The following is a 23,318-nucleotide window of genomic DNA, read 5'->3' on the forward strand; positions in this document are numbered from 1 at the left end:
GAAACTTTACGATTCACCATTTTATTTAATACGATTCACTTAAAATGACTGGACACTTCTTACTGTAACAATCATTCCGCGTCCGGCACATCTATAAAGTTGTACAAACCGAGCCGGTATCCCCACAGCTTGTAAAATTCACTGAACCAGATTCTGTCTGCATAAGATCTTTCGCTCCACTTTTCACCGCCTGCACCAAGGGCTGCGATATATTTCAAGTCGTACTGCCCGTCACTGACTCTGTCGTAAATCAGTTTGGACCGCTTCAGGTGATAGTCGCTGGTGACAACTAAGGCACTGTCAAAGCTGTGTTCATCCATAATCTTGAATGACTCAACTGCGTTAGTATAAGTACTCGTTGCTTCATATTCTTCTATAATAGCATCCCCAGGAATACCGAGCTCCACAGCAAATGCTGTACTCTGCGGGTAGATATCCTCGCTCTCCGGTGTAATGATGACATAGTCCGCGTAGCCTTCATAATAGAGTTCGGCCGCTTTTTCCATGCGGCCCTTATCTCCGCCTCCGAGCATAATAATGACATCCGCTTTTTCTGGTGTGTCTGTTTCATTATGATTAAAGCTGTCTATGACTGATGTCACCATCAGCATTAAAACAATACATATGATGATGACTATTATTCTTATTTTCATGGTTATCTCCCAATTGTCTTGATTCATTAATAAGCATTATAATAGCACATATAACTTAAATAGAAAGTAAAGTCTGATGAGAATTGAATGAATCACTTAGAAAAGAAGATGTAATTGATGGAAGCTTCCCTATAACCTGGTTTATTGGAGAGAATGATACCGGGGATTCTAGTGATGACAACCCGTTCAATGCATTGGCAGCAAGCAAACAAGGTGAAAGATTTTACAGAGATCAGGGATGGAAAACTGAAAGAATCATTCTTAAAAATTACGGTCATCTCTTATCTGAGAATAATATTGGTATGTACGGTCAATTATTAAATGAAATTATTCCATAAAAGGATGGGGGTTAATATTTTCCCCCATCCTTCTCCATTCAATTTCAGTTGATTATTTCAGTTATTTTAAACGCGTCGGTTTTATTTTTACTTTGTCATTCGGCACAGCTGGAATATCGTTGTATTCAAAGCTGAAATCCTGGTCCGGCACTTCGAATTCCAAGTGATTGACCAGAAAGTCGAGTGTTGTCCGCATGACGACTATGGTGATAAACTCCCCTGCACAGCGGTGACCGAAGTCATAAGATCCACCGCCCTGCGGAATAAAGTTAAACGGTGTCTGCTGCCAGCCTTCAAACCGCTCCGGAGAAAATACTTCAGGCTCTGACCAGTCATCAGGATGACGGTTGGTACCGTATAAGTCCAAGAGCGTTAAAGTCCCCTCCTTAAACTCATAGCCCTGCCATTCGAAATCAATCGCCACACGTGCGACTGCGACCGGGAAGAAAGGATAATAACGTCTGACTTCCTGAATGAACCATTCGAGCTGCTCTTGATTGGCATCCTGCAGTTTTTCTGCTGCCTCCGGATGCTCATGAAGAGCAAGACCTATCATAGCGACCCAGACGCTGATGGCATTAATCGGACGGATAAGATTTAAAAGCTCCACTGTCGCAATCTGAGAATCTAAAAGCTCGCCGTCTAAATCTTTGTGCATAGCGAACTGATAGAGCGCTCTGTCTTTATCCGCTTCAATCTCACCATTACGCACACCTTCAATAAGCCCCTGAATCCAGTCCTCAGCCTCAGACCGTGATTTACGCCCTTTCCAGTGCTGGATTCCGAGCGCTGCAGGCGACTCGTATAAATCGGAAATCTGTTTCGCACGAGATCTAAGATCTTCATCTTCCAGCGAAACACCGACCCAGTCGCAGGCAACCTGCAGAAGTACTACCTTCGCTGCTTCGTATAACTCCACAGTATCGTTCCAATTAATTTCCGCAAAAAATTCGTGCCAGTATTTCTCTGTCAAATCCTCAATCTCATCCATGGCCTTGTTATCCATTAAAGACATGAACATCGCTTTACGATTTTTGTGCGCATCACCGTCGAGACCCTGGACGCCGCCTTCGCCGAAGAGCGTCTTTTGTACTCTGGCGGGAGCAGCATCACTGCGTCTGAAGCGGGTGGTGTCGTAAAACAGTTCAGCCTGTTCACTGCCTGTGAGACAGATCGTCTTTTCACCGAGGATACGCGTTTCGAAAATGTTTGTGTCCAACTCCTTGTCACGATTCATGACGAACTCGTAACCCTCTTTAAGAACGCTTAAAGTCTTGTCGAAACCAGAATCCTTTGGCATATTTGAATTCATTTAAACACTCCTAAAATTTATCTTAGTTGTGTTTACCCTAAGTTAAATTCTTTACACCTTTTATCTTATTTTCCATAAAGTCTTTTAAATAACTTGATTACAAAATTTAAATTTTTAATTAGCTAAGTTACTATAAATATTCTTTTGTATTTTTGGAGTGCTTTTATCTAATTTTTTTGCAATGTTATAGTCTAATTCTGTACGTTTAATATAAGCGTCATGAATATAGTAATCCGGGTTATCTAAAAATTGCGAATAACTGATTAAAGAGCAATATAATTCTGAATCACTATAGTGACATTCACTTTTTCTGTTACTATTTCTTTCTATTTCTCTATTTTTCTTAACCAAATCTGGCAAATACAAGTCATGATTTACGGGGATACGAACTTTCGTACCACAATTACAAACACTTGCATCATATATATATTCGTATAAATCATCAGTTACAACCGCTAATAGTCCATTCGGATTATCTCCCCATAGAGACGCTTGAATTTCTGAATTTATAAATGGTCTACTGGCTGTTTCCCTACCAATTAATATTAGAGTAACTGAAGAGTCTTTCAAATATTGGTCTCTTATTTTTCTCATAATACTATCTTCTGATAAATTTATGTCAATATCTCCCTCACTTACTGAGGCATCAATAAAATCCTCATCTTTAAATTCTTCAACGATTCTATTTTTTTCATTTTGTTCATTCCCATGATGATATGATATAAATGTTTTATGTCTAACCATTATTAATGCACTTCCATTTCTCGATATTTACGATAAATTCTGGAGATATTTCTTTTCGAAAGTAAGTATTAATTTCTCTAAATCCTTTTAGAATCTCATCATAATTATAGTAATATTTTTGTACCTCATCAATTCTCATTAAATGTACATTAACTTCATATGTCTTAATTTCTTTATTATCTAGATATAAAATCCGATCATTTTCTTGAACGTTATTAAACCATCTTCTATAATTATTTTGATTTTGAGTTAAAAATTTATTAAGTTTCTGAATGGTTTCTGTACATAAGTCATACAGCCTTTTATTTTTATTTATATCTATAAGGGGCATTTCTTTTTTTATAAATTGGTAGGTTTCATAATAAGAGTTTAATGTTTCATCGAAGTTATCAAATTGTTCATTTATGTAAAATAATGTTCTTTTGGTCTCTAGAAAATTTTTCATACTTTTCCTAAAAGTCTCTTCAGGACTGTCTAGTAACAGACTAATACCTGAAATATCTATACGTTCAGCTTGTACACGAATTCTTTTAGAGAAAATTGCAGAAAGAATCAATATTAAAAACAGCATTGGTATTAATGAAGTTAATAAGATTGAAATTGCTTTACTCGCAGGAGTCGTTATATCTTCTATTTTCCACAAAGTTATAATCATACCTATAGTCAATACACAAAATGTGACTATTGACCAAATAAATCTACTTTTAATTAATTTCAAAGTAATATTCGCCCCTTTCTTAATAATAGTATAAATTCTTTTAAAAAAAGTGAAATATAATTTAATAATTTTTATGCTTATCTTCAATATGAAAATCTTCCTTATTTTATATATTATGATTCGAAGTAAGGTGGATACTTATTAAAATTATCATTAATTTTATTTATCACATATATATTTTTATTTAAATGTTCAAAGTAATCTAACTCAAATTTAACCCATTCAGATTTAACAGAACTTTCTGTTCTTAAATAAATTAATTCATCACACTGTCGCATTCTTATTTTTAATATTTCGCTAGTAATTTCAGTGACAAACTCCCTTTTTAAATAATGATTATCCATCGACCAGTCACAATAACAAGTTTTCCGCTCATCATTAAGTTTTTTAATTGTTTCTCTAACCAACTCTTTATCTCTGCTGCTGTGAGATATAAATGCATTATAACTATTATTTCTATGCATCCCGTTCTCTTTAATTGAGTTGAATAAATCTATGGGTTTCATATTGCTCATGCTTGATTTTTCAGTATGATACGATTTTATTTTACCTTTAAATTTTCCACGAAGCTTTACGTAATAACCTAAACTTTGAAGATGAAAAAATGCCTTTTCTCGAAGCATATCATTACGTTCGGCATCATTTAATTTTCGGAAGAATCTTATTACATTCTCATCATCATATTTCATAAGTTCACTAACTATCATCAATTTTTCTTGATTAGAAGAACCTTTTTTATGATATTTTTTTATATAAGAATCTAAATATACAGGATCGACTGTTTGAGTATTAATTCTTGTATTCTGCCATTTCTCTCTAATTTTTTTGTTAGCTTTCTCTTTTTTATTTCTGAATGTAGTTAGCTCAATGTGATATTCTTTCGTATCATAATATTTCAAATGTTTTTCCTGTTGATTTTTACTCACCATATTCTTTACTTTTTGTAATGTGAGAAAGTATAATTCAGGTTTTTGAGTATTATATCTTTTAGAGTAACCTTTATACTTTTTTAGATGTTTAGCTTTTTCAATGTAATATCTTTGTCTATCTTGAAGTAGAAACCACTCCGATGGATAAAACTCTTTATATTTATTTAATATCTCTTGCTTAGTATAATTTTTAGGTAGAACTACCTTTAATTTATTTAACTGATTGGTTATTTGCTTGTTAAATCTTATTGTCTCTCCATCATATGTTCTCTTCGCTTTCCCCATTGAGTTTCTCTCCTGTTTTAATTTTCAGAATATAATTTAAATTATATTTAAAACCGCATACAATATATACGGTTAATTAAGTAGCTCATTTATCTGACTAATCACTAACTCTTGCTGATTTACAGTCATTTTTGTATCCGACGGTAAGCATATACCATTCTCGTATAAATACTTAGAGTTATCTTCACTTTCGCTAAAGTAATCACATTCTACAAACAGTGGTTGTATATGCATTGGTTTCCACACAGGACGTGCTTCTATATTGCTTTGTGCGAGATGTTCAACAATCTCAAGTGCAGTTACCCCAAGTTTTTCCGAATCAACAGTCATCGTAGATAACCAGCGGTTATGGTATGTATCCTCTAATTCTGGCATCATATCTATACCCTCGATTGCACCTAATGCTGATTCATAACGATCAAATATCTCTCGTTTTTCGTTAACTCGTTGCTCCAGTACTTCCATTTGTCCACGGCCAATACCAGCACTTATGTTACTCAATCTGTAGTTATAGCCAACCTCGCTATGTTGATAATGTACAGCTTGATCTCTCGCTTGAGTTGCTTTTTTCAATGCTTTTTGAATCATTTCTTCATCATCGGAGACAATCATGCCGCCACCGGATGTCGTAATAATCTTATTACCGTTAAATGAGAAGATACCAAACTTACCAAATGTTCCGCTCATTTTACCTTTATATGTTGCACCTAATGATTCTGCTGCATCTTCCACCACAGGAACATTATATTTATCACAGATAGCCATCAGTTCATCCATCTTCGCTGATTGACCGTATAAGTTCACAATCACAACTGCTTTAGGCATCTTACCTCTTTCTTTATATGCTTTAAAAGCTTTCTCCAAAGCAATTGGAGACATATTCCAGCTTTCCAAGTCCGAGTCGATAAATACAGGTTCAGCCCCTAAGTAAAGAATAGGATTTGCACTAGCAATGAATGTTAGAGAAGAACAGAATACAACATCATCCTGTTGAACTCCTAGTAAATCAAGGGCAATATGTATACCTGCGGTACCACTCGATAAAGCACATGCAGCGTTAGATCCAGTAAATACCTTAACCTGATTCTCAAATTCGTTTACGTTGTTACCTAAAGGAGCAATCCAATTCGTATCAAATGCTTCCTGTACATATTTCTCTTCAGTTCCGCCCATATGGGGGGAAGATAATAAGATTCTTGATTCTTCCACCAGACTCAGCTCCTCTTAATAATTTTTGCCGGCACTCCTACAGCTAATGAATTTTCTTCTATATCCTCTGTCACAACAGCGCCAGCTGCAATAACAGAGTGCTGATATATTGTGGTGTTTGGTATAACCGTTGCACCCGATCCTACATGAACAAAATCTTTTACAGTTACTGTCCCTGCCAGTGTGGCATTAGGAGATATATGAACAAAGTTACCTAGAGTATTATCATGTTCTACTACAGCTCTTGTATTCACAATAGAATGTTTTCCTATGGTACTTCCAGGATTAATAACTACACCAGGCATTACGACTGTACCTGTGCCTATGGAAACATCCGGAGGAATGATAGTATTAGCATCTATAATAGAAGTAAAGTTATCATCTGTTAAATTATTACTCTTGATAATAGCATTACGAACAGAGTTATCACCTATAGCAATGACAAATAAATAATCATTTGTATAATTGGAAAGATTATCAAGGCTATCATAAAATATAGTGTCTTTTTCATAGTAACCTTCTATAGCCTCATCAAGTATACCCACCAATTCATAACCTTCTGTTCTATGTATTATTGCCTGGATTACCTTTCCGTGACCGCCGTTGCCTATAAGAATAATTTTCTTCATACGGTTTCAGCCTTTGATGAGCCTGTGAATTTCTCCATTGTTGCCTGTCCCGGCTGGCTAACACCTTCACTTTTGACAACCTTCTGCAATGTCATATAAAGTATTTTCATATCGAGCATAAATGATTGATGTTCAACGTACCACACATCTAGTTCAAATCTTTCTTCCCAAGAAAGATTATTACGACCATTCACTTGCGCCCAGCCTGTTATTCCTGGTTTCACATCTAAACGTTTTATTTGTCTATCATCATAGAGTTCAACATACTCCATAAGTAATGGACGTGGACCGACAAGGCTCATATCACCTTTAACAACATTAATAAGCTGCGGTAGCTCATCTACACTTAGTTTTCGCAATATTTTACCGGTCTTTGTTAAACGTACAGAATCGGGTAAAAGTTCTCCTTTTTCATCTAATTCATCCGTCATCGTTCTAAATTTATACAAATCAAAAGGTTTACCATTTTGACCAGGTCTTGTTTGTTTGAAAATCACAGGAGATCCTAATTTATTTTTAACGACTAATGCAGTACCAAGAATTACAGGTGTTCCAAGCAGGAATGCAGTCGTAGCACTCAAAACATCAAATATTCTTTTCAAAACCATCTAATCACTCTTTCAATAGTTTATTTCACTCGACGATTATAAAAATTCAACAAATTTTTCCAAATAATTTCGTTTGAAAAATTTTCAAACACCCACTTACGACCATTCCGTCCAAATGTTACTCTAGCGTCTTCATTCTGAATAAAGTAATTTATTTTATCAGTTATAGCATTTATATTATTTTTCTCAACAATATAACCTGTGTATCCATTAAGCACTGTATCCTTAGCTCCTGTAACATCATATGTGATTACAGGAACTTGTAACGATTGTGCTTCGATACTAACATTTCCAAAACCTTCTCTATGTGTAGGAAAAACTAATACATCCATATTATTATAATAGTTTATAGGATTATCAACATGATTGATATGTATAATATTAGGGTTATCTTGAATAAAATCTAGATCATATTTTGACACAGGATCCCCAACTTCCATAGATCCTATAATTAATAAAACACTTTCTTCATGCTGATTATTAACTTTTCTAAAAGACTCCAATAGTTCAGAAATACCCTTATCTTTTGTAATGCGTCCAACAAAACCAATCACAAACTTGTCTTTAATACTTTGTTTTATATCAGAATCTATATCAGACATATTTAAGTCGAATTTTTCTAATTTTAAACCATTACTACTACCACTACCTAGAACCTCAATTTTATTTTCTTTTACTAATTTTAGTTCGATAATTTTATCTTTAAGACTATCTGAAATTGCTATAATATCAGTAGCACAAAACATTGCTATTTTTTCCATCATGTATAATATTTTATATTTAATGCCTGTAACAGTTTCTAATCTCAAACCTCTAACCGTATAAATCCTTACAGGTCTTCTTGTAATAAAACCTGCTAATGTACCAATGAGTCCTGCTTTAGGAGTTCCTGAATTAATAATCCTTGGTTTCTCTTTTAAAAATAATTTAATCATAGTAACAAGTGATTTCAGGTCATTAATTAAACTAATTTCTCTTTTCATATTTACAATATGAACTTTTGACGGGTGATACTCATTCAATTCTTTTCCTTTTGAAGAAACTAAATGAACATCGTAGTTTTCATTATTTAGAAATTCAATTTGTCCCTCCATAAGAATTACACTCTTTGAAACTGTAACAATATGGAATACTTTTGGCTTAAACATTTCAAAACTCCCACATCATCAAGATTTTTTATTTTCTTTTATGAATTTCGCAGGCACACCACCGACTATTGTAAATGCATCAACATCTTTAATGACTGATGAATTTGCAGCGATAAGGGATCCTTCCCCTATTGTGACGCCTTGTTTAATACTACAATGTGCTGTAATCCATGATCCTCTTCCTATTCTGACACTACCACTTTGGGACTCAGCAAATCTAAATGAATTATTTTTAAATCCGTGCTGAAGAGTACTGATTGTTACATATGGAGCTAACAATACTTCATCATCAATCACTAATTTACCTTTGCAATTTAACCATGATCCTTTTGCAATATAGACATCATCACCAATAAAAATATTATTAGTGTTTAAGATTGTAACATCTCTTCCTATTTGAAAATTCTTTCCACACTGTCTGAGGAATGGCTTAAGTAATTTCCCCCTAATTTTTATACTATATCTATTATCTGGTAAAAAACTAGTGAGAGAAGAAATAAGTGAAAATGGTATATTATATCTAATTTGATTAAATATTTGTTTAGATGTGCTCATTATATTCACCCTCTAAAAATTTTTTATAAAACACGTCTCTTTTCTTACGCAAATATTCTGAATCATACTCTTTTACTTTATTTAAATTTGCTTGAGAAACACTAAAGTATTTATCCTCATCACTTAATAAATCTTGAATTTTTTTCTGCAGTTGAGTTGAGTCTCCCATATTAAATACATTCTCCTCGGGCAGCAATTCAGGAATCCCACCCGCATTACTTCCCACCGAAGGAATACCTCTACTCATAGCTTCTACTAGTCCTCTTGGTAAACCTTCAGTTCTACTAGGCTGTATATATATATCCAAGCTATCCAACCAATCTAAAACAGGTTGTCCCGAAGGTAGACTTTTAAACTTTAAAAAATTCAAAACACCTAAACGTGCCGCTAAGTCTTCATATTGTTTTCGTTCACCGGTTCCGAGTATTGTAAGATAATAATCAGTAGAATTACTTTCATTTAATCTTGCTAAGGCTTCTATTGCTGTATCAATACCTTTATAAGGAGATAAGAAAGCAATAGTGCCAATTTGCTGTTTATTTCTTTTTTCTAATTTTTTAGGTATTCTATGACTGATTTTGATATTGACATTTGATGCATTAATGTTGTCAGAGCTTGAATTAGGATACCTTTTCTGCAAATATGATTTTGTAACATATAATACTTGATTTGCTTTTTCAACGATTTTTTTGGTCTGCCAATATATTAAAGTTGCATATATTTTTGCACTTTTACTTGGTAAATTCGTATAAGCATCCCATGGATCTCCAACAAGTTCGATAGACAAAGGTTTTTTTTGTTTAAGAGCTTCAAAACCTACTACAGTACCTATCAGACTTGGTAATCTAACGATTACTTTATTGGCCTTCTTTATTTCATTTGAAACATTTTTTTTTATACTTTGGTAATCTTTTAAATAATCCAAAGCTTTCCCAGAATAATCTACACCCATAAAATGGACATTAGGGCTTGAAGATACATTAAAGTTTTTAATATGTTGAATGTCGTTCTTATCAAGTTCATATAATCTTGAAATTACTTTTAATGTTGGTGTAAACTTTAAATATCTTTCCCATAAGGTGGATGGAAACTCAACTTTTGAATATACCTTACTATTGTAATGGTAAAATCTATGATCATGCGCCCAAATCACAGTCATATTACAGCCTCCAAACAGACTGACCTTCTTTAATATCTGAATCGTTCAATATACCTTTAATATCAAATATCAGACCATTGTCAGAAACTAATTTTAGATATTCTTCTTTATTTGTTAAGTAATCTTCATGTGGAACTGCAAATACTAATACTTCTTCAGTATTAAGTTCATCAATATCTTTCAAGTCTAAATCATAAAACTTTTTAGCTTCAATTGGATCTGCCTCAACATCATTTACAATGACATTTAGACCGAAATCTTTAAGTTCTTTTATAACTTCGGTAATTTTTGTGTTTCTTAGATCAGGAGTATCCTCCTTGAAAGTAAGACCCAGTATATTAATATTTTTCCCTACAACAGGAAAACCTTTTTTAAGCATTTTTTTTATGATTGACGATGCAATATGCTTAGCCATTCCATCGTTAATTCTACGTCCTGCTAGAATTACTTCTGGATGATGACCTAGTTCTTGCGCTTTATGTGTTAAGTAATATGGATCTACTCCTATACAGTGACCGCCAACTAAACCCGGACTGAATTTTAAGAAGTTCCATTTTGTCCCTGCAGCTTCTAGTATATCTTTAGTACTTACATTCATTTTGTCAAAAATTACTGACAGCTCGTTCATCAATGCAATATTGACATCGCGTTGAGTATTTTCAATGACCTTGGCAGCTTCAGCTACTTTAATCGTTGCAGCTTTATGTACCCCTGCTTTAACAACCGATGAATATACATCAGCTACTATGTCTAAGACTTCAGGAGTCTGACCACTGACCACTTTAGTTATTTTTTCAAATGTATGTATTTTATCACCCGGATTAATACGTTCAGGAGAATAGCCTACGAAGAAGTCCTTACCTGATTTAAGACCTGAGTGCTTTTCTAAAACAGGGACACAATCTTCTTCAGTAGCTCCAGGGTAAACAGTTGATTCGTACACTACTATTGTACCTTTTTTCATTACAGAACCAACATATTCACTGGCTTTAAGAAGAGGAGTTAAGTCAGGTTGGTTATGTTTATTAATAGGTGTCGGAACAGCAACAATAATAAAGTCAGCTTTTTTTAGCTCATTTTTATCTGCAGTAAAAACTATATTTGTTTCTGATAAATCTTTATCGCTTACTTCATTTGTCCGATCGAAACCTTCTTTCAATTCTTTAATGCGCTGCTCACTAATATCAAAACCAATTACTTCGTGATGTTTTCCAAAAGAAACTGCCACAGGTAAACCGACATATCCAAGACCAACAACAGCAATTTTACGATTCATTTTACTTCTCCACCTAACCTCATAATTTAATATTATAGTAATCTAAGTACCAATCTACAAAACTGTTAACACCATCTTGAATTTTTGTAGAGGGTTTGAAATTAATATTATTAAATAAATCTTCTACATTAGCGTATGTTTCTGGCACATCTCCAGGCTGTAAATCCATAAAATTCTTCTTAGCAATTTTACCCACTTTATTTTCAATAGCTTCAATAAATTCCATTAATCGTACAGGGGAATTATTTCCAATATTATAAATTTTATATGGAGCATAGCTAGAACTAGGATCAGGGTTTTCTCCTGACCATTCAGGATTTGAGTGAGCTGGTTTTTCTACTAATCTTGAGATAGATTCAACAATATCATCAACATAAGTAAAATCTCTCATCATGTTTCCATGATTATATACGTCAAGAGGCTCATTATTTAATATAGATTTTGTGAATTTAAAAAGAGCCATGTCTGGCCTTCCCCAAGGACCATATACAGTGAAAAATCGTAGGCCGGTAGTTGGTAAATTATATAAATGGCTATATGTATGAGCCATAAGTTCGTTAGTCTTTTTAGTGGCTGCATATAAACTTAATGGGTGATCTATATTATCTGAGGTAGAAAATGGTTTAGTAGTATTTGCACCATACACAGAACTAGAAGATGCATAAATTAAGTTTTTAACATTATAATGTCTACAACCTTCTAAAATATTAACAAATCCATTTACATTGCTTGTAATATAAGTATGCGGATTTTCTAAACTATATCTCACACCTGCCTGAGCCGCTAAGTTAATTACAACCTGTGGTTTTTCTTTTTCGAATACTGATAGAACATCTTCTGTGTTTTCTAAGTCAATATTATAATTTTTAATTTTTTTCTTTAATAGAATATCTAATCTATCATTCTTTAAGTTTACAGAATAATAATCATTAATATTATCTATTCCAACTACTTCAAAGCCTTGAAAAATTAGTTTTTTTGCTAGATGTGATCCAATGAATCCTGCTACACCAGTAATTAGAATTTTCATTTTTTACTCCTTCTTTGATAAAAATATTAGTAAGAATGGAATTAAACCATTTTTAATCAAGAAAAACAATATGTTATCAGAATCATTTATTAACATAAGTATTGATGTGATTAATAACAATGGAATTATTATCATCCTTGCATCATATCTTTCAATACCATGTTGTAGTTTATTTATATAATTAACAGTAACACCCCAAAAAACAAAGGATAAAAGACCAACTATCATCCCAAAGTTTAAAATAGCTTCTCCATATAAACCATATACTTTCGAAGAAGTAAGCCCATTTTCATAAGAACCATTTCCATATAATGCATCGGTTCCAAAACGTGCCTTTCTGTCAAAATTCATAAAATCAATTTTATCCGGTATGAATAAAGTCAGCGTTCCTAAATAGGTTTCACCTGAAGCTTTGTTGAAATTTTCATCTTTAAAATTTTTGTAGAGCAAGTATGATTGGGTATCGGTTCTGCCAAAATCTTGTAAAAATATTGTTTCGAATCCAGTACTATTCTCATTAAGTACCACAACTCTTTCATCATTTTCAATAAAAATTTCATAGAAATCTGATCCATGGATTTTATAAACACTATAAATATTCATAAATAAAATAAGTAGTACAGTTCCTAATGTAATAACTTTTAAATTAATAGGTCTTATCCAAAAGTGTATTAACCCTGTAATCCAGAATATCGCCCATATAGTGTTACTTCTGCTTCCACGTAATCCTCCAAAATACATTCTAATTATAAAGATAACTATCAAAAAGAGTACTAACCATATCCATTTAGGTTCATAATTTTTTCTTTTCATGTGTATTATTACCAGCGTGCCTAAAACTATAGGAAATGCCTCGGTTAATGTAAAGATTAGTCCTGCATCATCAAATGCTTCATTATTACCTCGATCAGAATAGAGGTTGATATATGAAGAAATACCTCCGAGTGAGACATAATAATATGTTTGTACTAAAAATGAAAACACCAAAATTAAACCGGAAAAAATGTAGAACTTTTTATAATTAATATTCCAACTCTTAAATTTAAAATTAAAAATATTTAATTTTTGAATCAATATGAATATAATTATGCCAATTAAATTCATTACAGACAGAAGACCTATCCAAGTATTCCAATCATTTGGTTGCATCACATTCGATATAAAATAATTCCATTTAATAGTTAATAATGGAACTATAGTAAAGAAATAAAAGCTAAATACAAAAACTATAAATTTCACTGCAAAAAATTTATACTTACTCTCAAAGTAACTGGCTATAGACATATATATTAAAAGAGAACCTGTTATATAATTAGGTACCAGAAACCAGTGCCTAACTTCTTGTGTTGTTCCAATAAAATATAGGTAAACTAAAGTGTTTGCTATTATACAAAACACAAATGGATACAGAGTCTTTTTCTTCATAGTTAAAATTCCTTAACAATAACTGATTTGAATTTACCATTTGGCCCTTTACTAAACTCTTCCATTTCTTTAAATTTAATATCAAGATTCTTGTTACCTAATCTGTTTTTCATTGCAGATGCAAACTTTTCATTTACTTGATGTTTTAGACTCTCGTTTGTATTCTCAATATAGTTAATATTCACTAAAAACCTGTCATAACTATACTGAATGATTTGTGATAAGTTTATTTCATTAATATTCTTACTAGCGTGGAAATTAAGAAGACTTACTTTAGAACCATCTTTTTTCTTAATTAAATCCTCAGATCTACCACCGATTTCATGAATTTTATCCCATCCATCCGTCATTTTTTCGATAGTTGCTGTATCACCAATATCATAACGAATCAGAGGCATACTTTTCTTATTTAATCCCGTAACTATTACATTACCTAAAGAACCTTCTATAATTCTATTGTTATCATCGACAGTTTCAATAACTCCATAATATGGATGATTGTATATATAACCGTCTTTAAAGGTAGTTGCAAAATGTGCTCCTTCTTGTGATCCATATAGATTGTAAATATCTCCAACGTTGTTTAATATAAAATCCGCCCACCCTGGTTGAAGTACTTCGGAAGTTGTAACAACTTTTAAATTAGTATATCTTAAAATTTTAATAATACTGATTGATTCAGTAATTACTTTGGAAAATTCATATACTGTTGAAGGATATCCATATATTAATTTAGGATTATATTGCGAGAATAATTTTTCATAAAGAGATATATTTTTTTTATTAATATCGTATATAGATAAGTAAATAGATTTATCTAATTTGTCTATCCAAAATTTATCATCAGAGTTATTATTAGGAGTCATAAAACCTGAAAGATATATTTTCCAACCTGTTTCAATCCCAATTTTTTTATACCATGTGTTTAGCGTCGAAAGTTGAAATAATTTTTCCTCCAAAAATGTATTCATTTTAATTGTTTTCCCACTAGTACCACTCGTTGTATGAACTGTTCTTATTTTAAATTTTTTTGAACTCCAAAACTTATCATTGAAATCTTTGACATCTTGTTTTTTTAATATTGGTAGCTCATTCAAATGGTTAAAATGAGTTTTTTCAAATGAATTATAAAATTCATGATAAATAGGCTGATTATAATATGGAACATATTTTAAACTATGCTCTAAAATATCTTTAAATCTTTTATTTCGATAATCTAAAATTTCATCGCTACTCAAATTATAAAAAATTTCGACTTTCTTACTATATAGTTTATGTAGATTGTTCTTAATTAGCCTTTTGGGATTTATTAAGCTTTTATTTTTCATTATTTTTCCTCCCTCTAAATATCATTACAAAAAATAGGAACGAAACTATTAACTGAACCAGATAGGTAGCTCCAAGTGAAAAAGCAGCACCTGTAATTCCATACATATCAATTAAAATATAACTAATTATGATACTGAATACATTTACAATAATATATATATATAGTTGATATAAATATTTTTTGGTAAATAAAGTAAAATTTATAAATAAAGTACTTATAAATAGGAATATACTGCTTAAAGCAATGATTAAAAACTCTGTATAAAAATATGAAAATTCTTCATTAAATATTGTAACTAATAGATTTTCATTAAATATAATTATTGCAGTACACATAAGTAACCACAAAACTAAATATATTCCTGCATTCTTCATCAATTGCTTTATAAAGATATTATACTTACCCTCTGCGATCAGCTTAGAATATTCATTATAAAAGCTTGAATTTATTGAGTTAATAAACAAAGTACCCACAACAATTAAGTATGCTAAGGATGAAAATATTCCTACCATCTCGACAGAATCAAAAATACCTATGAAGTAACGGGGTATTTGTGGAGTTAAAGATATCAATAAAGCTGATATCGCAAGTGGAGTTGTTTTAATTAGTATTGTTCTAATACTATTTTCATTATTACTGTTATTTGCGTTATCAAATAGATTACTATTCATTCTTATAAATATGAATAATATTACTACAAGCACAATTAATTGAACTATCATTGTTAATAATAAATCATTAGTAAAGACGTACAGAATTGCAAATACAAATAAGTTAATCAATGATTTAATAGATAGTAATCTACCCATCCTATGGTTTTTAGAATCTCTCAATAATAGACCATATATAATTTCAAGATACGAATCTACAATTTTAAATAAAGCAAAAACTAATATTATAGTTATATTTGTAAATATATATATGAGAGTTGTAACCATTATGAAAATAATATTTAATGTATTTCTTAGACTAAAAACTGTTTTTATTTCCAAACTGTTACTACTATCTACTGCAAGTTGATTTCTCAACTGAAACCCTAAGAATACACTAATTGGAGTTATTATAGAAATTACGACTGTGTAAATTCCCAAGTCATGGGATGTACCAAACTTTACTATTATCAAGAGTATTATGAACTGTGAGGCACTATAAATAATATTGCCCGACAGTATTGACTTTATTTTCCTAAAGAAGTTCATTATTTTTATCCTTATTTGCAATTTTTATTAATGTAGATTTAATATCTTTGCTTAACAATAATGAATCTATATCTACGTTAAATTCTTGATTAGTTTTGCCAATATATATTTTCTCATACACTTGATCAGGATGAATTTCATCCTCACTTAGTAATTCTTCAAAAAGCTTCTCCCCGGGTCTAATACCTGCGATTTCTATACCTATCTCATCTTCTGAGTAACCGCTTAACTTAATCATATTTTTTGCTAAATCTATTATCTTTACTGATTCTCCCATGTCCAGTACAAATACTTCTCCACCATTTGCTATTGTTCCCGCTTGAATTACTAGTCGGGATGCCTCAGGTATTGTCATGAAGTATCTTGTCATCCGCTCATCTGTTATAGTAATAGGCCCCCCCGCTTCAATTTGTTTCCTAAATTTCGGGATTACTGAGCCACGACTTCCTAAAACATTTCCAAATCTTACAGCTACTAAAGTCGTTTCAGGATATAATTTGTTCAAAGATTGAACTACCATTTCAGCGACACGTTTTGAAGCACCCATAACATTTGGTGGATTTACTGCTTTGTCTGTGGAAATCATAACAAATTTTATTACACCATATTTACAAGCCGCTTCAGCGCAGTTTTTAGTGCCTAGAATATTATTCTTCACAGCTTCTATTGGGTTATATTCCATGAGAGGTACGTGTTTGTGTGCTGCCGCATGATATACAATATCTGGTTGATACTCTTCAAAAACTGTGAATATTCTTTCTCTATCTTGTATGTCAGCAATAATAGGAATATACTCTATAAGATTATTAAGACTAGTTACTTCTTCTAAAATAGAGTAAATACTGTTTTCTCCATGACCTAACATAACTATTTTACGCGGTTGGAACTTAGTTATTTGTCTTACAATTTCTGAACCTATACTTCCACCTGCACCCGTAATTAGAATTACTTTATCTCTGACTTGTTCTTCAATTCCCTCAGTATCTAGTTCAACTGGTTCTCTACCTAACAAGTCTTCTACTTCTACTTTCTTTAGTGCATTAACTTCAACACGGCCAGCCATAATATCATCAATATTTGGCATAATCATCACATCGACACCATCTGCAATCGCAAGACTGTGTATTTCTTTAAGTACTGATTTTGATAACGAGGGAATAGCGATAACAACCTTCTGTATGTCATATTTCTTAATTAGTTGTTGAATATCAGTTCGTTTACCCTCAACTCTGACCCCACCGTTCAATTCCATCTGTTGTTTAGAATTATCATCATCAACCGCTACAATAGGATTCATTCCCATTGAAGGTGTATCTAACATTTGTTTGACCAGCATTGAACCGCCTTTACCAGCTCCTACAATTAGTGTTCGAACAAGTTTGCTTTTTTTAGAACTCTGTCCTACAAAATATTTACGCCAGACTCTCCATGATAGCCTTGACCCGCCTATTAAGATGAGATGCATCATCCAAGTAATAATCATTAACCTTGTAAAACTCGTTTGAAAAATCAGTATATTTAATATGTAAGTAGTGATAATTGAGGAAGATACTGCCTGAGTAATTGATATCAATTCACGCACACTTGCATATTCCCAAGCACGGTGGTACAAATTAAATATATATGCAAATACATGATGACTGATTAATAAAACAATGGAGGTAACTGCCAACTCCGGTAATGTATAAGCCAAAAAAAACGGCGCCAGAATATAATATCCTGCAAACACCGAAAATGTAACTATGATTGAATCCACTAACAAGAGTAAGAAGTATCTTTCTTTTGCTCCCATTCCAACACACCTTCTCCTAAAATAAACCTAAAAATTTTTTTCTTTTTTTCTTTTTTTGCTTATCAGCACTATATTGAATCGGTGCTTTTAATTTTACTTCTTTATTGTTCAGTATTGCTTTAGAATTATATTTTAAATAATCTACATATGAAGCGCCCAATTCTTTTTCAATTACTTCGTACGCTTCCTTTAACATAAACGGTCGATTTTTAGCATGATGTGCATCACTGCCGACAATATGGATTAAATTATTTTGTAGCATTTCCAAGCTTGTTTTTTGAATACCTTCTCCCAATTTCCCAGCAACAGAATTTGCAGTAACCTGTGCAAGAGCACCCTTTTCTATCAAGTCATATAACTTCTCGGGATTATCTTTTAATGGTCTACACCTTTCCGGATGTGCAATAACAGGTGTATAACCCTTCATCTGCAGTTCAAAAAATAATTTCTCTGCATAAGCAGGTATTTCCGTAAACGAAAACTCAACTAACACATAGTTAGAATGATTTAATGACAGATTTAAACCCGTCTCCAGTTCATTGACAAGATCACCATTGATTCTGATTTCCTGACCAGGATAGATATTAATATCAATATTATTCTTATGAATGACAGATTGTAAATCTTCCATTTCAGTAAGAATTTTACTTTTATGATTAATGAAATCCCCACTATAATGATGTGGGGTTACAATGATGTCAGTAATTCCATTGTCTTTTGCCTGAAGAAGCAAGTCTAATGCATCTTGTTCTGTTGCAGGGCCGTCATCAGCCCCGACTAATAAATGGTTATGGATATCAATCAACGGCTACTCACTCCCGTAATAATAGTAATAACTATCTTTTTTGTTATCCATTTTCTTATTATTCAATACGACACCGATAATATTCGCATCTGCTTTTTCCAGTAAATCTTTGGCGTGTGAAATAGCATCTCGGTTATTATCATCTACATTCGTAACAAGAATTGCACTGTCCGTCAGTTGACTCAGTATCTGTGAGTCTGTTACTGCAAGAACAGGCGGTGAATCTACAATGACCATATCGTAATGATCAGAGACCATCTTCATAAATAAACTCATTTTTTTGGAAGATAACAATTCTGAAGGATTCGGCGGAATCGGCCCCGATGTAATAACATCCAGATTCTCGATACCAGATTCTCTTGTAACTTCATTTAACGGCAAGTCGTTAATAATCGCAGTCGACAAGCCACGAACATTCTGCATTTCAAATGTATAATGCGTTGTTGGTCTTCTTAAATCCGCATCGATCAATAATGTATTCTTTCCTGCTTGTGCATAAGCAATTGCCACGTTTGCTGCGACAGTTGATTTCCCAGCACTTGGTGTTGCTGAAGTGAAAAGTACGGATTTTACAGGATTATCAATGTTGGAATATGTAATATTCGTTCTGATTGTTCTAAACTGTTCACTGACCGGTGATTTCGGTTCTCTTTCAACAACAAGTTCCCTCGGTCCCGATTGGAACTTTCTATGATTCTTTTTACCAAACATATTAAACCCTCCCTACTTTTTAAATCTTGCAACTGTACCAAGTACTGGTAAGTCCAAGTATTTTTCTACATCTTCTTCAGTCTGCACACGCTTATCCATAAATGCTCTTAAGAAGGCGATACCTAAGCCAACCAGCAATCCTAAAATTAAACCGATTGCTATATTAATAACTGGCTGCGGTGATACCGGTGATGGATTTTCTCCAACATCTGCTGCAGCGAGCACTGATACGTTATCCACGTTCATTACTTCAGGTACAGTGTTTTGGAATACTGCTGCTACTTCATTGGCAATATCCTCTGCTCTTTGTGCTGATTCATCTGTGACTGTTACAGTAAGCACTTGTGACTGATCCTGGTTTGTCACTTCAATTTTATTTGAAATAGCTGTTGATGATTCCTGTAGTTCTAAATTACTCACTACGTCATCCAGCACTGTCGGGCTTTTTATAATGTCCCTGTATGTATTTATTAATTGCAGACTCGCCTGGATATCCTGATTATTTACTACTTCAGTTTCCTGAGCCTGACTGACTAAAATCTGCGTTTTAGCCTCGTATTGCGGTGTCATTAAAAAAATTGTTCCATAAGCTGCGATACATCCAAACAACAGTGTCATAATTGCTATCATCAAAAAATTCTTTTTAATGACTTCTAGAATATCTTCCAAATTCAATGTTTCTTCCATAACAGCCTCCGACATTTCTTCATCACATTACTTTAAGTAACTATAACACATTACAACAGTACTTTTGTTAATATTTTGTAATTTTGTTATATATTAATAAAATTGTTTACTTAGATTCTGAACTAATTATATATCGTAATATTTAAAAAAGATATGAGAATTATCACATTTTCGTTATAAATGACAAAAATTTAAAAATTTTAACTGTTAATATTCTTTTATAATAAAAAAGACAATCTCAGTTGTCATTTAACCGAGATTGTCTAACATATTTATTCAGTTTCTGTTTCATTTTCTTCATTAGAGTTACTGTTATTTAAGAACTCTTTCAAGGCCGCACTGTTAGTTTCAAAATCCATATCAATTACATTGCCGGCGTGGCTCGTATCCATAAATTGATACGTATTATCAAGCGGCAGGGTCATCGTGTCGATATCCTTATCCCCTCTGATCATAAAGCTCATAATCATCCGGTACATTTCCTTGTTCGTCATCGAGGTATCAACATAACCCATACCTGTTCCAAGTATTTTAGGCAGTTTAGCAATACCGCCGACACTGATAATTTCGTCCTGAATTGCACTTAACACCTGCTGTTGGCGTCTGACTCGGCCAAAGTCACCTTCTTCATCATTACGGAAACGTGCATAGGCAAGTAGATCCTTACCATTCAGCTGCTGTTCACCTTGCTTCAGTTCAGTATCAATTTTCTCAGACATATCTTTTTCTACATCTATAGTGACACCGTTTGGATTCACGACATTCACGGTTTCCATAAAGGCATCGTAATCTACTGTAACGTATTCTTCTACATTAATATCAAAATTATGTGCAATGACCTCACGGAGAAGCTCTACTCCTCCGAGCGAATATACCGCATTAATTTTATAACTTTGATAACCAGGTATATCTACGTAAATATCTCTCATTACAGAGACCAACTTCATTTCCTTCTGCATATAGTCATATTGACCAAGCATAATGACATCGGTACGTTCTGCACCTTCGTCCATTCTGTCTTTACCAATAATCATTATCGTCTTTTTACCGTCATGATTATCTATCGCGTTAAACTCTTCACCAGTGTTCTCTACACCATTTTCTTTTGCGATATTCAATCCCGACCTAAAACTGAAAAAAATATATAAAAGTATAATTGCAATTAGCGCAAAAATCCCTAAAATTATAAAGCCTCTTTTTCTTACTCTTGTTTTCGTGACAGTACTGTACTCTTCCTTATCAGTCCGTCTCATCGTCCTTTTGTCCATTGCAATGCCCCTAATTATTTCTTAAGCATTTATTGTACGCTTTCTTGAATTTTTTATAAAGCAAAAGCTGTAATATATAACGCCGAACTCATATAATTTGTGACTTCCCCCACATACTTGTTATATTGATAGTATAAGTCAGGAGATGTTGTATATGTCTACAGATAAGAAAGAACAAAAACGTATCGACGCACATGAAAAGAATATCGAAAAATCCATGCAGAAAATATGGAAGTACGAACAGCAAATGATTACAGATGATTTGAGCGAGGACAAAAAAGAAAAACTCCAGCAAAAGATCAACCAGGAATTACTTTTAATCGAAAAGCAGGAAAGTCTTATAGAGAACCCTGGTTTCACTTTACAAACTGAATAGAGTTCATCATGAGAGTCATTCAACACGAATGGCTCTCATTTATATATACCGAGATTCATATACTCCTTTAATCATCTTTTAATAAATATTGTTTAAAATAGAAACGATACTACATTTATAGTATTATAAGAAAAAATCAGTTAGGAGTTAACACTATGATTAGAAAATTACTTGCAACCGCATTAATCGCTGCAATGCTTCCATTCGGCGCACAAAATGCCAATGCAGCAAGTGAATGGGACAATGCAGTTACTGTCTACGGTGCCGCATTAGAACAGGATTCAAATCTTCAAAACGAAACAGCAAACCTACTCGGTGTTGAAGATACCGATATCGTCGATTACGTTTACTCAGAAGACGTTAATCAATACATCAATCAGAACTACGATAACAGTGTACTGAAATCAAGTATCCGTATTATACAGACCTCTGAGGGTGACGGTCTTAAGATTGATATTAATGAAGACATGGGCCAGATTCTTTTAATCTCTGAAGAAACTTACCAGAATGCCCTGCTCACTTCAGGCATTACAGACGCTGACGTGACAATCGCAGCAGCCCAGGACGTTACAGGTGAAAGTGCCTTAGCCGGTGTCTATAAAGCATATCAGGCACAGGGTGAAGAGATTGACCCTGAAAAGACACGGAATGCCCAGGATGAACTCGAAACCATTTCAGACATCTCTGAAGAAAACTCAAACGTCGAAGGTTTCTCACAAGTTCAATTGAACAAAGTCATTACTGAAGTTAAAGTTGAAATTGTCAATAACTTTAACGGTGATGTTACTGAAGACCAGGTCAGAGATATCGTCGATGAAAAATTAGCAGAAAACGGTTTAGACGGAATATTATCTCAGGATCAGATCGACCGTATTATCGTGATTATTATGAACATTAAAGACTCGGGACTATTTACCGGTGAAGAAGCAGACAGATTGGTCAACAGTTCTAAAGACCTACTCGATAGAATCACATCAAGCGACAGTTTCCAGGATGCTAAAGACAAAGCTTCAGAACTCGGCAAAGAAATTGCGAACTCTGAAGAAGCGAGCTCCTTCATGGATTCACTCAGAAACTTCTGGGACAGAATTGTAGAATTCTTTAAAGGCTTATTTTAAGAAATAATATATAA

General features: G+C 33.1%; 24 protein-coding genes. 3 read left to right on the forward strand and 21 right to left on the reverse strand.

The window, feature by feature from the left end:
• Nucleotides 1-71 precede the first annotated feature (71 nt).
• Nucleotides 72-653: a YdcF family protein gene (locus MHH58_RS07110; RefSeq protein ID WP_341345457.1), complete on the reverse strand. Its 582-nt coding sequence runs from the start codon at nucleotides 651-653 to the stop codon at nucleotides 72-74.
• Between the two features lie 83 nt (nucleotides 654-736).
• Between MHH58_RS07110 and MHH58_RS07115 the strand changes: the two genes are divergently transcribed.
• Nucleotides 737-991, forward strand: a complete 255-nt coding sequence (locus tag MHH58_RS07115; protein ID WP_341345458.1) for a hypothetical protein — start codon at nucleotides 737-739, stop codon at nucleotides 989-991.
• 61 nt (nucleotides 992-1,052) lie between these two features.
• Here MHH58_RS07115 and MHH58_RS07120 read toward each other — a convergent pair whose 3' ends face one another.
• The 20 genes from MHH58_RS07120 to MHH58_RS07215 form a co-directional block, all read right to left on the reverse strand.
• Nucleotides 1,053-2,303, reverse strand: a complete 1,251-nt coding sequence (locus tag MHH58_RS07120) for a cytochrome P450 (protein ID WP_341345459.1) — start codon at nucleotides 2,301-2,303, stop codon at nucleotides 1,053-1,055.
• A 114-nt stretch (nucleotides 2,304-2,417) separates the two neighbouring features.
• The gene (locus tag MHH58_RS07125) at nucleotides 2,418-3,047 is read right to left on the reverse strand and encodes a TIR domain-containing protein (RefSeq protein ID WP_341345460.1); all 630 of its coding nucleotides are present in this window, start codon (nucleotides 3,045-3,047) and stop codon (nucleotides 2,418-2,420) included.
• The gene (locus MHH58_RS07130) at nucleotides 3,040-3,765 is read right to left on the reverse strand and encodes a hypothetical protein (RefSeq protein WP_341345461.1); all 726 of its coding nucleotides are present in this window, start codon (nucleotides 3,763-3,765) and stop codon (nucleotides 3,040-3,042) included. Before MHH58_RS07130 ends, MHH58_RS07125 begins: the two co-directional genes overlap by 8 nt.
• 113 nt (nucleotides 3,766-3,878) lie before the next feature.
• Nucleotides 3,879-4,979, reverse strand: coding sequence for a toll/interleukin-1 receptor domain-containing protein (locus tag MHH58_RS07135; protein WP_341345462.1), 1,101 nt, complete (start codon nucleotides 4,977-4,979; stop codon nucleotides 3,879-3,881).
• A 72-nt stretch (nucleotides 4,980-5,051) separates the two neighbouring features.
• On the reverse strand, nucleotides 5,052-6,188 hold the full coding sequence (locus MHH58_RS07140; protein WP_341345463.1) for an aminotransferase class I/II-fold pyridoxal phosphate-dependent enzyme: 1,137 nt from the start codon (nucleotides 6,186-6,188) through the stop codon (nucleotides 5,052-5,054).
• Nucleotides 6,189-6,193: 5 nt separating this feature from the next.
• Entirely contained in the window at nucleotides 6,194-6,817 is a 624-nt protein-coding gene (locus MHH58_RS07145; RefSeq protein WP_341345464.1) for an acetyltransferase, read from the reverse strand.
• The gene (locus MHH58_RS07150; RefSeq protein WP_341345465.1) at nucleotides 6,814-7,425 is read right to left on the reverse strand and encodes a sugar transferase; all 612 of its coding nucleotides are present in this window, start codon (nucleotides 7,423-7,425) and stop codon (nucleotides 6,814-6,816) included. The genes MHH58_RS07145 and MHH58_RS07150 overlap by 4 nt, the downstream gene beginning before the upstream one ends.
• Nucleotides 7,426-7,445: 20 nt before the next feature.
• A complete protein-coding gene (locus MHH58_RS07155) occupies nucleotides 7,446-8,573 on the reverse strand; it encodes a glycosyltransferase family 4 protein (protein ID WP_341345466.1) in 1,128 nt (375 codons plus the stop codon).
• Between the two features lie 18 nt (nucleotides 8,574-8,591).
• Entirely contained in the window at nucleotides 8,592-9,128 is a 537-nt protein-coding gene (locus tag MHH58_RS07160) for an acyltransferase (RefSeq protein ID WP_341345467.1), read from the reverse strand.
• The gene (locus tag MHH58_RS07165) at nucleotides 9,115-10,287 is read right to left on the reverse strand and encodes a glycosyltransferase family 4 protein (RefSeq protein WP_341345468.1); all 1,173 of its coding nucleotides are present in this window, start codon (nucleotides 10,285-10,287) and stop codon (nucleotides 9,115-9,117) included. The genes MHH58_RS07160 and MHH58_RS07165 overlap by 14 nt, the downstream gene beginning before the upstream one ends.
• A 1-nt stretch (nucleotide 10,288) precedes the next feature.
• Complete coding sequence (locus MHH58_RS07170; protein ID WP_341345469.1) at nucleotides 10,289-11,563, reverse strand: nucleotide sugar dehydrogenase; 1,275 nt, start codon at nucleotides 11,561-11,563, stop codon at nucleotides 10,289-10,291.
• Nucleotides 11,564-11,582: 19 nt separating this feature from the next.
• The gene (locus MHH58_RS07175) at nucleotides 11,583-12,593 is read right to left on the reverse strand and encodes an NAD-dependent epimerase (protein WP_341345470.1); all 1,011 of its coding nucleotides are present in this window, start codon (nucleotides 12,591-12,593) and stop codon (nucleotides 11,583-11,585) included.
• Nucleotides 12,594-12,596: 3 nt separating this feature from the next.
• On the reverse strand, nucleotides 12,597-14,018 hold the full coding sequence (locus MHH58_RS07180; RefSeq protein WP_341345471.1) for a hypothetical protein: 1,422 nt from the start codon (nucleotides 14,016-14,018) through the stop codon (nucleotides 12,597-12,599).
• A 2-nt stretch (nucleotides 14,019-14,020) separates the two neighbouring features.
• Entirely contained in the window at nucleotides 14,021-15,346 is a 1,326-nt protein-coding gene (locus tag MHH58_RS07185; protein WP_341345472.1) for a hypothetical protein, read from the reverse strand.
• Nucleotides 15,336-16,472 carry a lipopolysaccharide biosynthesis protein gene (locus MHH58_RS07190; RefSeq protein ID WP_341345473.1) on the reverse strand — a complete coding sequence of 379 codons (1,137 nt, stop codon included), beginning with the start codon at nucleotides 16,470-16,472 and terminating at the stop codon, nucleotides 15,336-15,338. The genes MHH58_RS07185 and MHH58_RS07190 overlap by 11 nt, the downstream gene beginning before the upstream one ends.
• A 61-nt stretch (nucleotides 16,473-16,533) precedes the next feature.
• The gene (locus tag MHH58_RS07195) at nucleotides 16,534-18,339 is read right to left on the reverse strand and encodes a polysaccharide biosynthesis protein (RefSeq protein WP_341345474.1); all 1,806 of its coding nucleotides are present in this window, start codon (nucleotides 18,337-18,339) and stop codon (nucleotides 16,534-16,536) included.
• Nucleotides 18,340-18,355: 16 nt separating this feature from the next.
• Entirely contained in the window at nucleotides 18,356-19,144 is a 789-nt protein-coding gene (locus tag MHH58_RS07200) for a tyrosine-protein phosphatase (RefSeq protein WP_341345475.1), read from the reverse strand.
• Between the two features lie 3 nt (nucleotides 19,145-19,147).
• Nucleotides 19,148-19,855, reverse strand: a complete 708-nt coding sequence (locus MHH58_RS07205; protein WP_341345476.1) for a CpsD/CapB family tyrosine-protein kinase — start codon at nucleotides 19,853-19,855, stop codon at nucleotides 19,148-19,150.
• A 12-nt stretch (nucleotides 19,856-19,867) separates the two neighbouring features.
• Complete coding sequence (locus MHH58_RS07210; RefSeq protein WP_341345477.1) at nucleotides 19,868-20,542, reverse strand: YveK family protein; 675 nt, start codon at nucleotides 20,540-20,542, stop codon at nucleotides 19,868-19,870.
• Nucleotides 20,543-20,814: 272 nt separating this feature from the next.
• Complete coding sequence (locus MHH58_RS07215; RefSeq protein ID WP_341345478.1) at nucleotides 20,815-21,810, reverse strand: LCP family protein; 996 nt, start codon at nucleotides 21,808-21,810, stop codon at nucleotides 20,815-20,817.
• 154 nt (nucleotides 21,811-21,964) lie between these two features.
• Between MHH58_RS07215 and MHH58_RS07220 the strand changes: the two genes are divergently transcribed.
• The gene (locus MHH58_RS07220) at nucleotides 21,965-22,186 is read left to right on the forward strand and encodes a hypothetical protein (protein WP_341345479.1); all 222 of its coding nucleotides are present in this window, start codon (nucleotides 21,965-21,967) and stop codon (nucleotides 22,184-22,186) included.
• A gap of 155 nt (nucleotides 22,187-22,341) precedes the next feature.
• A complete protein-coding gene (locus tag MHH58_RS07225) occupies nucleotides 22,342-23,304 on the forward strand; it encodes a DUF1002 domain-containing protein (protein ID WP_341345480.1) in 963 nt (320 codons plus the stop codon).
• Nucleotides 23,305-23,318 lie beyond the last annotated feature (14 nt).

Source organism: Jeotgalicoccus sp. FSL K6-3177 (assembly GCF_038050175.1).
Classification (GTDB): domain Bacteria; phylum Bacillota; class Bacilli; order Staphylococcales; family Salinicoccaceae; genus Jeotgalicoccus; species Jeotgalicoccus nanhaiensis.

What these genes read in the sequence shown, in the direction of transcription:
- MHH58_RS07110 (WP_341345457.1), bottom strand. Translation starts at nt 653, where the DNA reads ATGAAAATAAGAATAATAGTCATCATCATATGTATTGTTTTAATGCTG.
- MHH58_RS07120 (WP_341345459.1), bottom strand. Translation starts at nt 2,303, where the DNA reads ATGAATTCAAATATGCCAAAGGATTCTGGTTTCGACAAGACTTTAAGC.
- MHH58_RS07125 (WP_341345460.1), bottom strand. Translation starts at nt 3,047, where the DNA reads ATGGTTAGACATAAAACATTTATATCATATCATCATGGGAATGAACAA.
- MHH58_RS07135 (WP_341345462.1), bottom strand. Translation starts at nt 4,979, where the DNA reads ATGGGGAAAGCGAAGAGAACATATGATGGAGAGACAATAAGATTTAAC.
- MHH58_RS07145 (WP_341345464.1), bottom strand. Translation starts at nt 6,817, where the DNA reads ATGAAGAAAATTATTCTTATAGGCAACGGCGGTCACGGAAAGGTAATC.
- MHH58_RS07150 (WP_341345465.1), bottom strand. Translation starts at nt 7,425, where the DNA reads ATGGTTTTGAAAAGAATATTTGATGTTTTGAGTGCTACGACTGCATTC.
- MHH58_RS07155 (WP_341345466.1), bottom strand. Translation starts at nt 8,573, where the DNA reads ATGTTTAAGCCAAAAGTATTCCATATTGTTACAGTTTCAAAGAGTGTA.
- MHH58_RS07160 (WP_341345467.1), bottom strand. Translation starts at nt 9,128, where the DNA reads ATGAGCACATCTAAACAAATATTTAATCAAATTAGATATAATATACCA.
- MHH58_RS07165 (WP_341345468.1), bottom strand. Translation starts at nt 10,287, where the DNA reads ATGACTGTGATTTGGGCGCATGATCATAGATTTTACCATTACAATAGT.
- MHH58_RS07170 (WP_341345469.1), bottom strand. Translation starts at nt 11,563, where the DNA reads ATGAATCGTAAAATTGCTGTTGTTGGTCTTGGATATGTCGGTTTACCT.
- MHH58_RS07175 (WP_341345470.1), bottom strand. Translation starts at nt 12,593, where the DNA reads ATGAAAATTCTAATTACTGGTGTAGCAGGATTCATTGGATCACATCTA.
- MHH58_RS07180 (WP_341345471.1), bottom strand. Translation starts at nt 14,018, where the DNA reads ATGAAGAAAAAGACTCTGTATCCATTTGTGTTTTGTATAATAGCAAAC.
- MHH58_RS07185 (WP_341345472.1), bottom strand. Translation starts at nt 15,346, where the DNA reads ATGAAAAATAAAAGCTTAATAAATCCCAAAAGGCTAATTAAGAACAAT.
- MHH58_RS07195 (WP_341345474.1), bottom strand. Translation starts at nt 18,339, where the DNA reads ATGGGAGCAAAAGAAAGATACTTCTTACTCTTGTTAGTGGATTCAATC.
- MHH58_RS07205 (WP_341345476.1), bottom strand. Translation starts at nt 19,855, where the DNA reads ATGTTTGGTAAAAAGAATCATAGAAAGTTCCAATCGGGACCGAGGGAA.
- MHH58_RS07210 (WP_341345477.1), bottom strand. Translation starts at nt 20,542, where the DNA reads ATGGAAGAAACATTGAATTTGGAAGATATTCTAGAAGTCATTAAAAAG.
- MHH58_RS07215 (WP_341345478.1), bottom strand. Translation starts at nt 21,810, where the DNA reads ATGGACAAAAGGACGATGAGACGGACTGATAAGGAAGAGTACAGTACT.
- MHH58_RS07220 (WP_341345479.1), top strand. Translation starts at nt 21,965, where the DNA reads ATGTCTACAGATAAGAAAGAACAAAAACGTATCGACGCACATGAAAAG.
- MHH58_RS07225 (WP_341345480.1), top strand. Translation starts at nt 22,342, where the DNA reads ATGATTAGAAAATTACTTGCAACCGCATTAATCGCTGCAATGCTTCCA.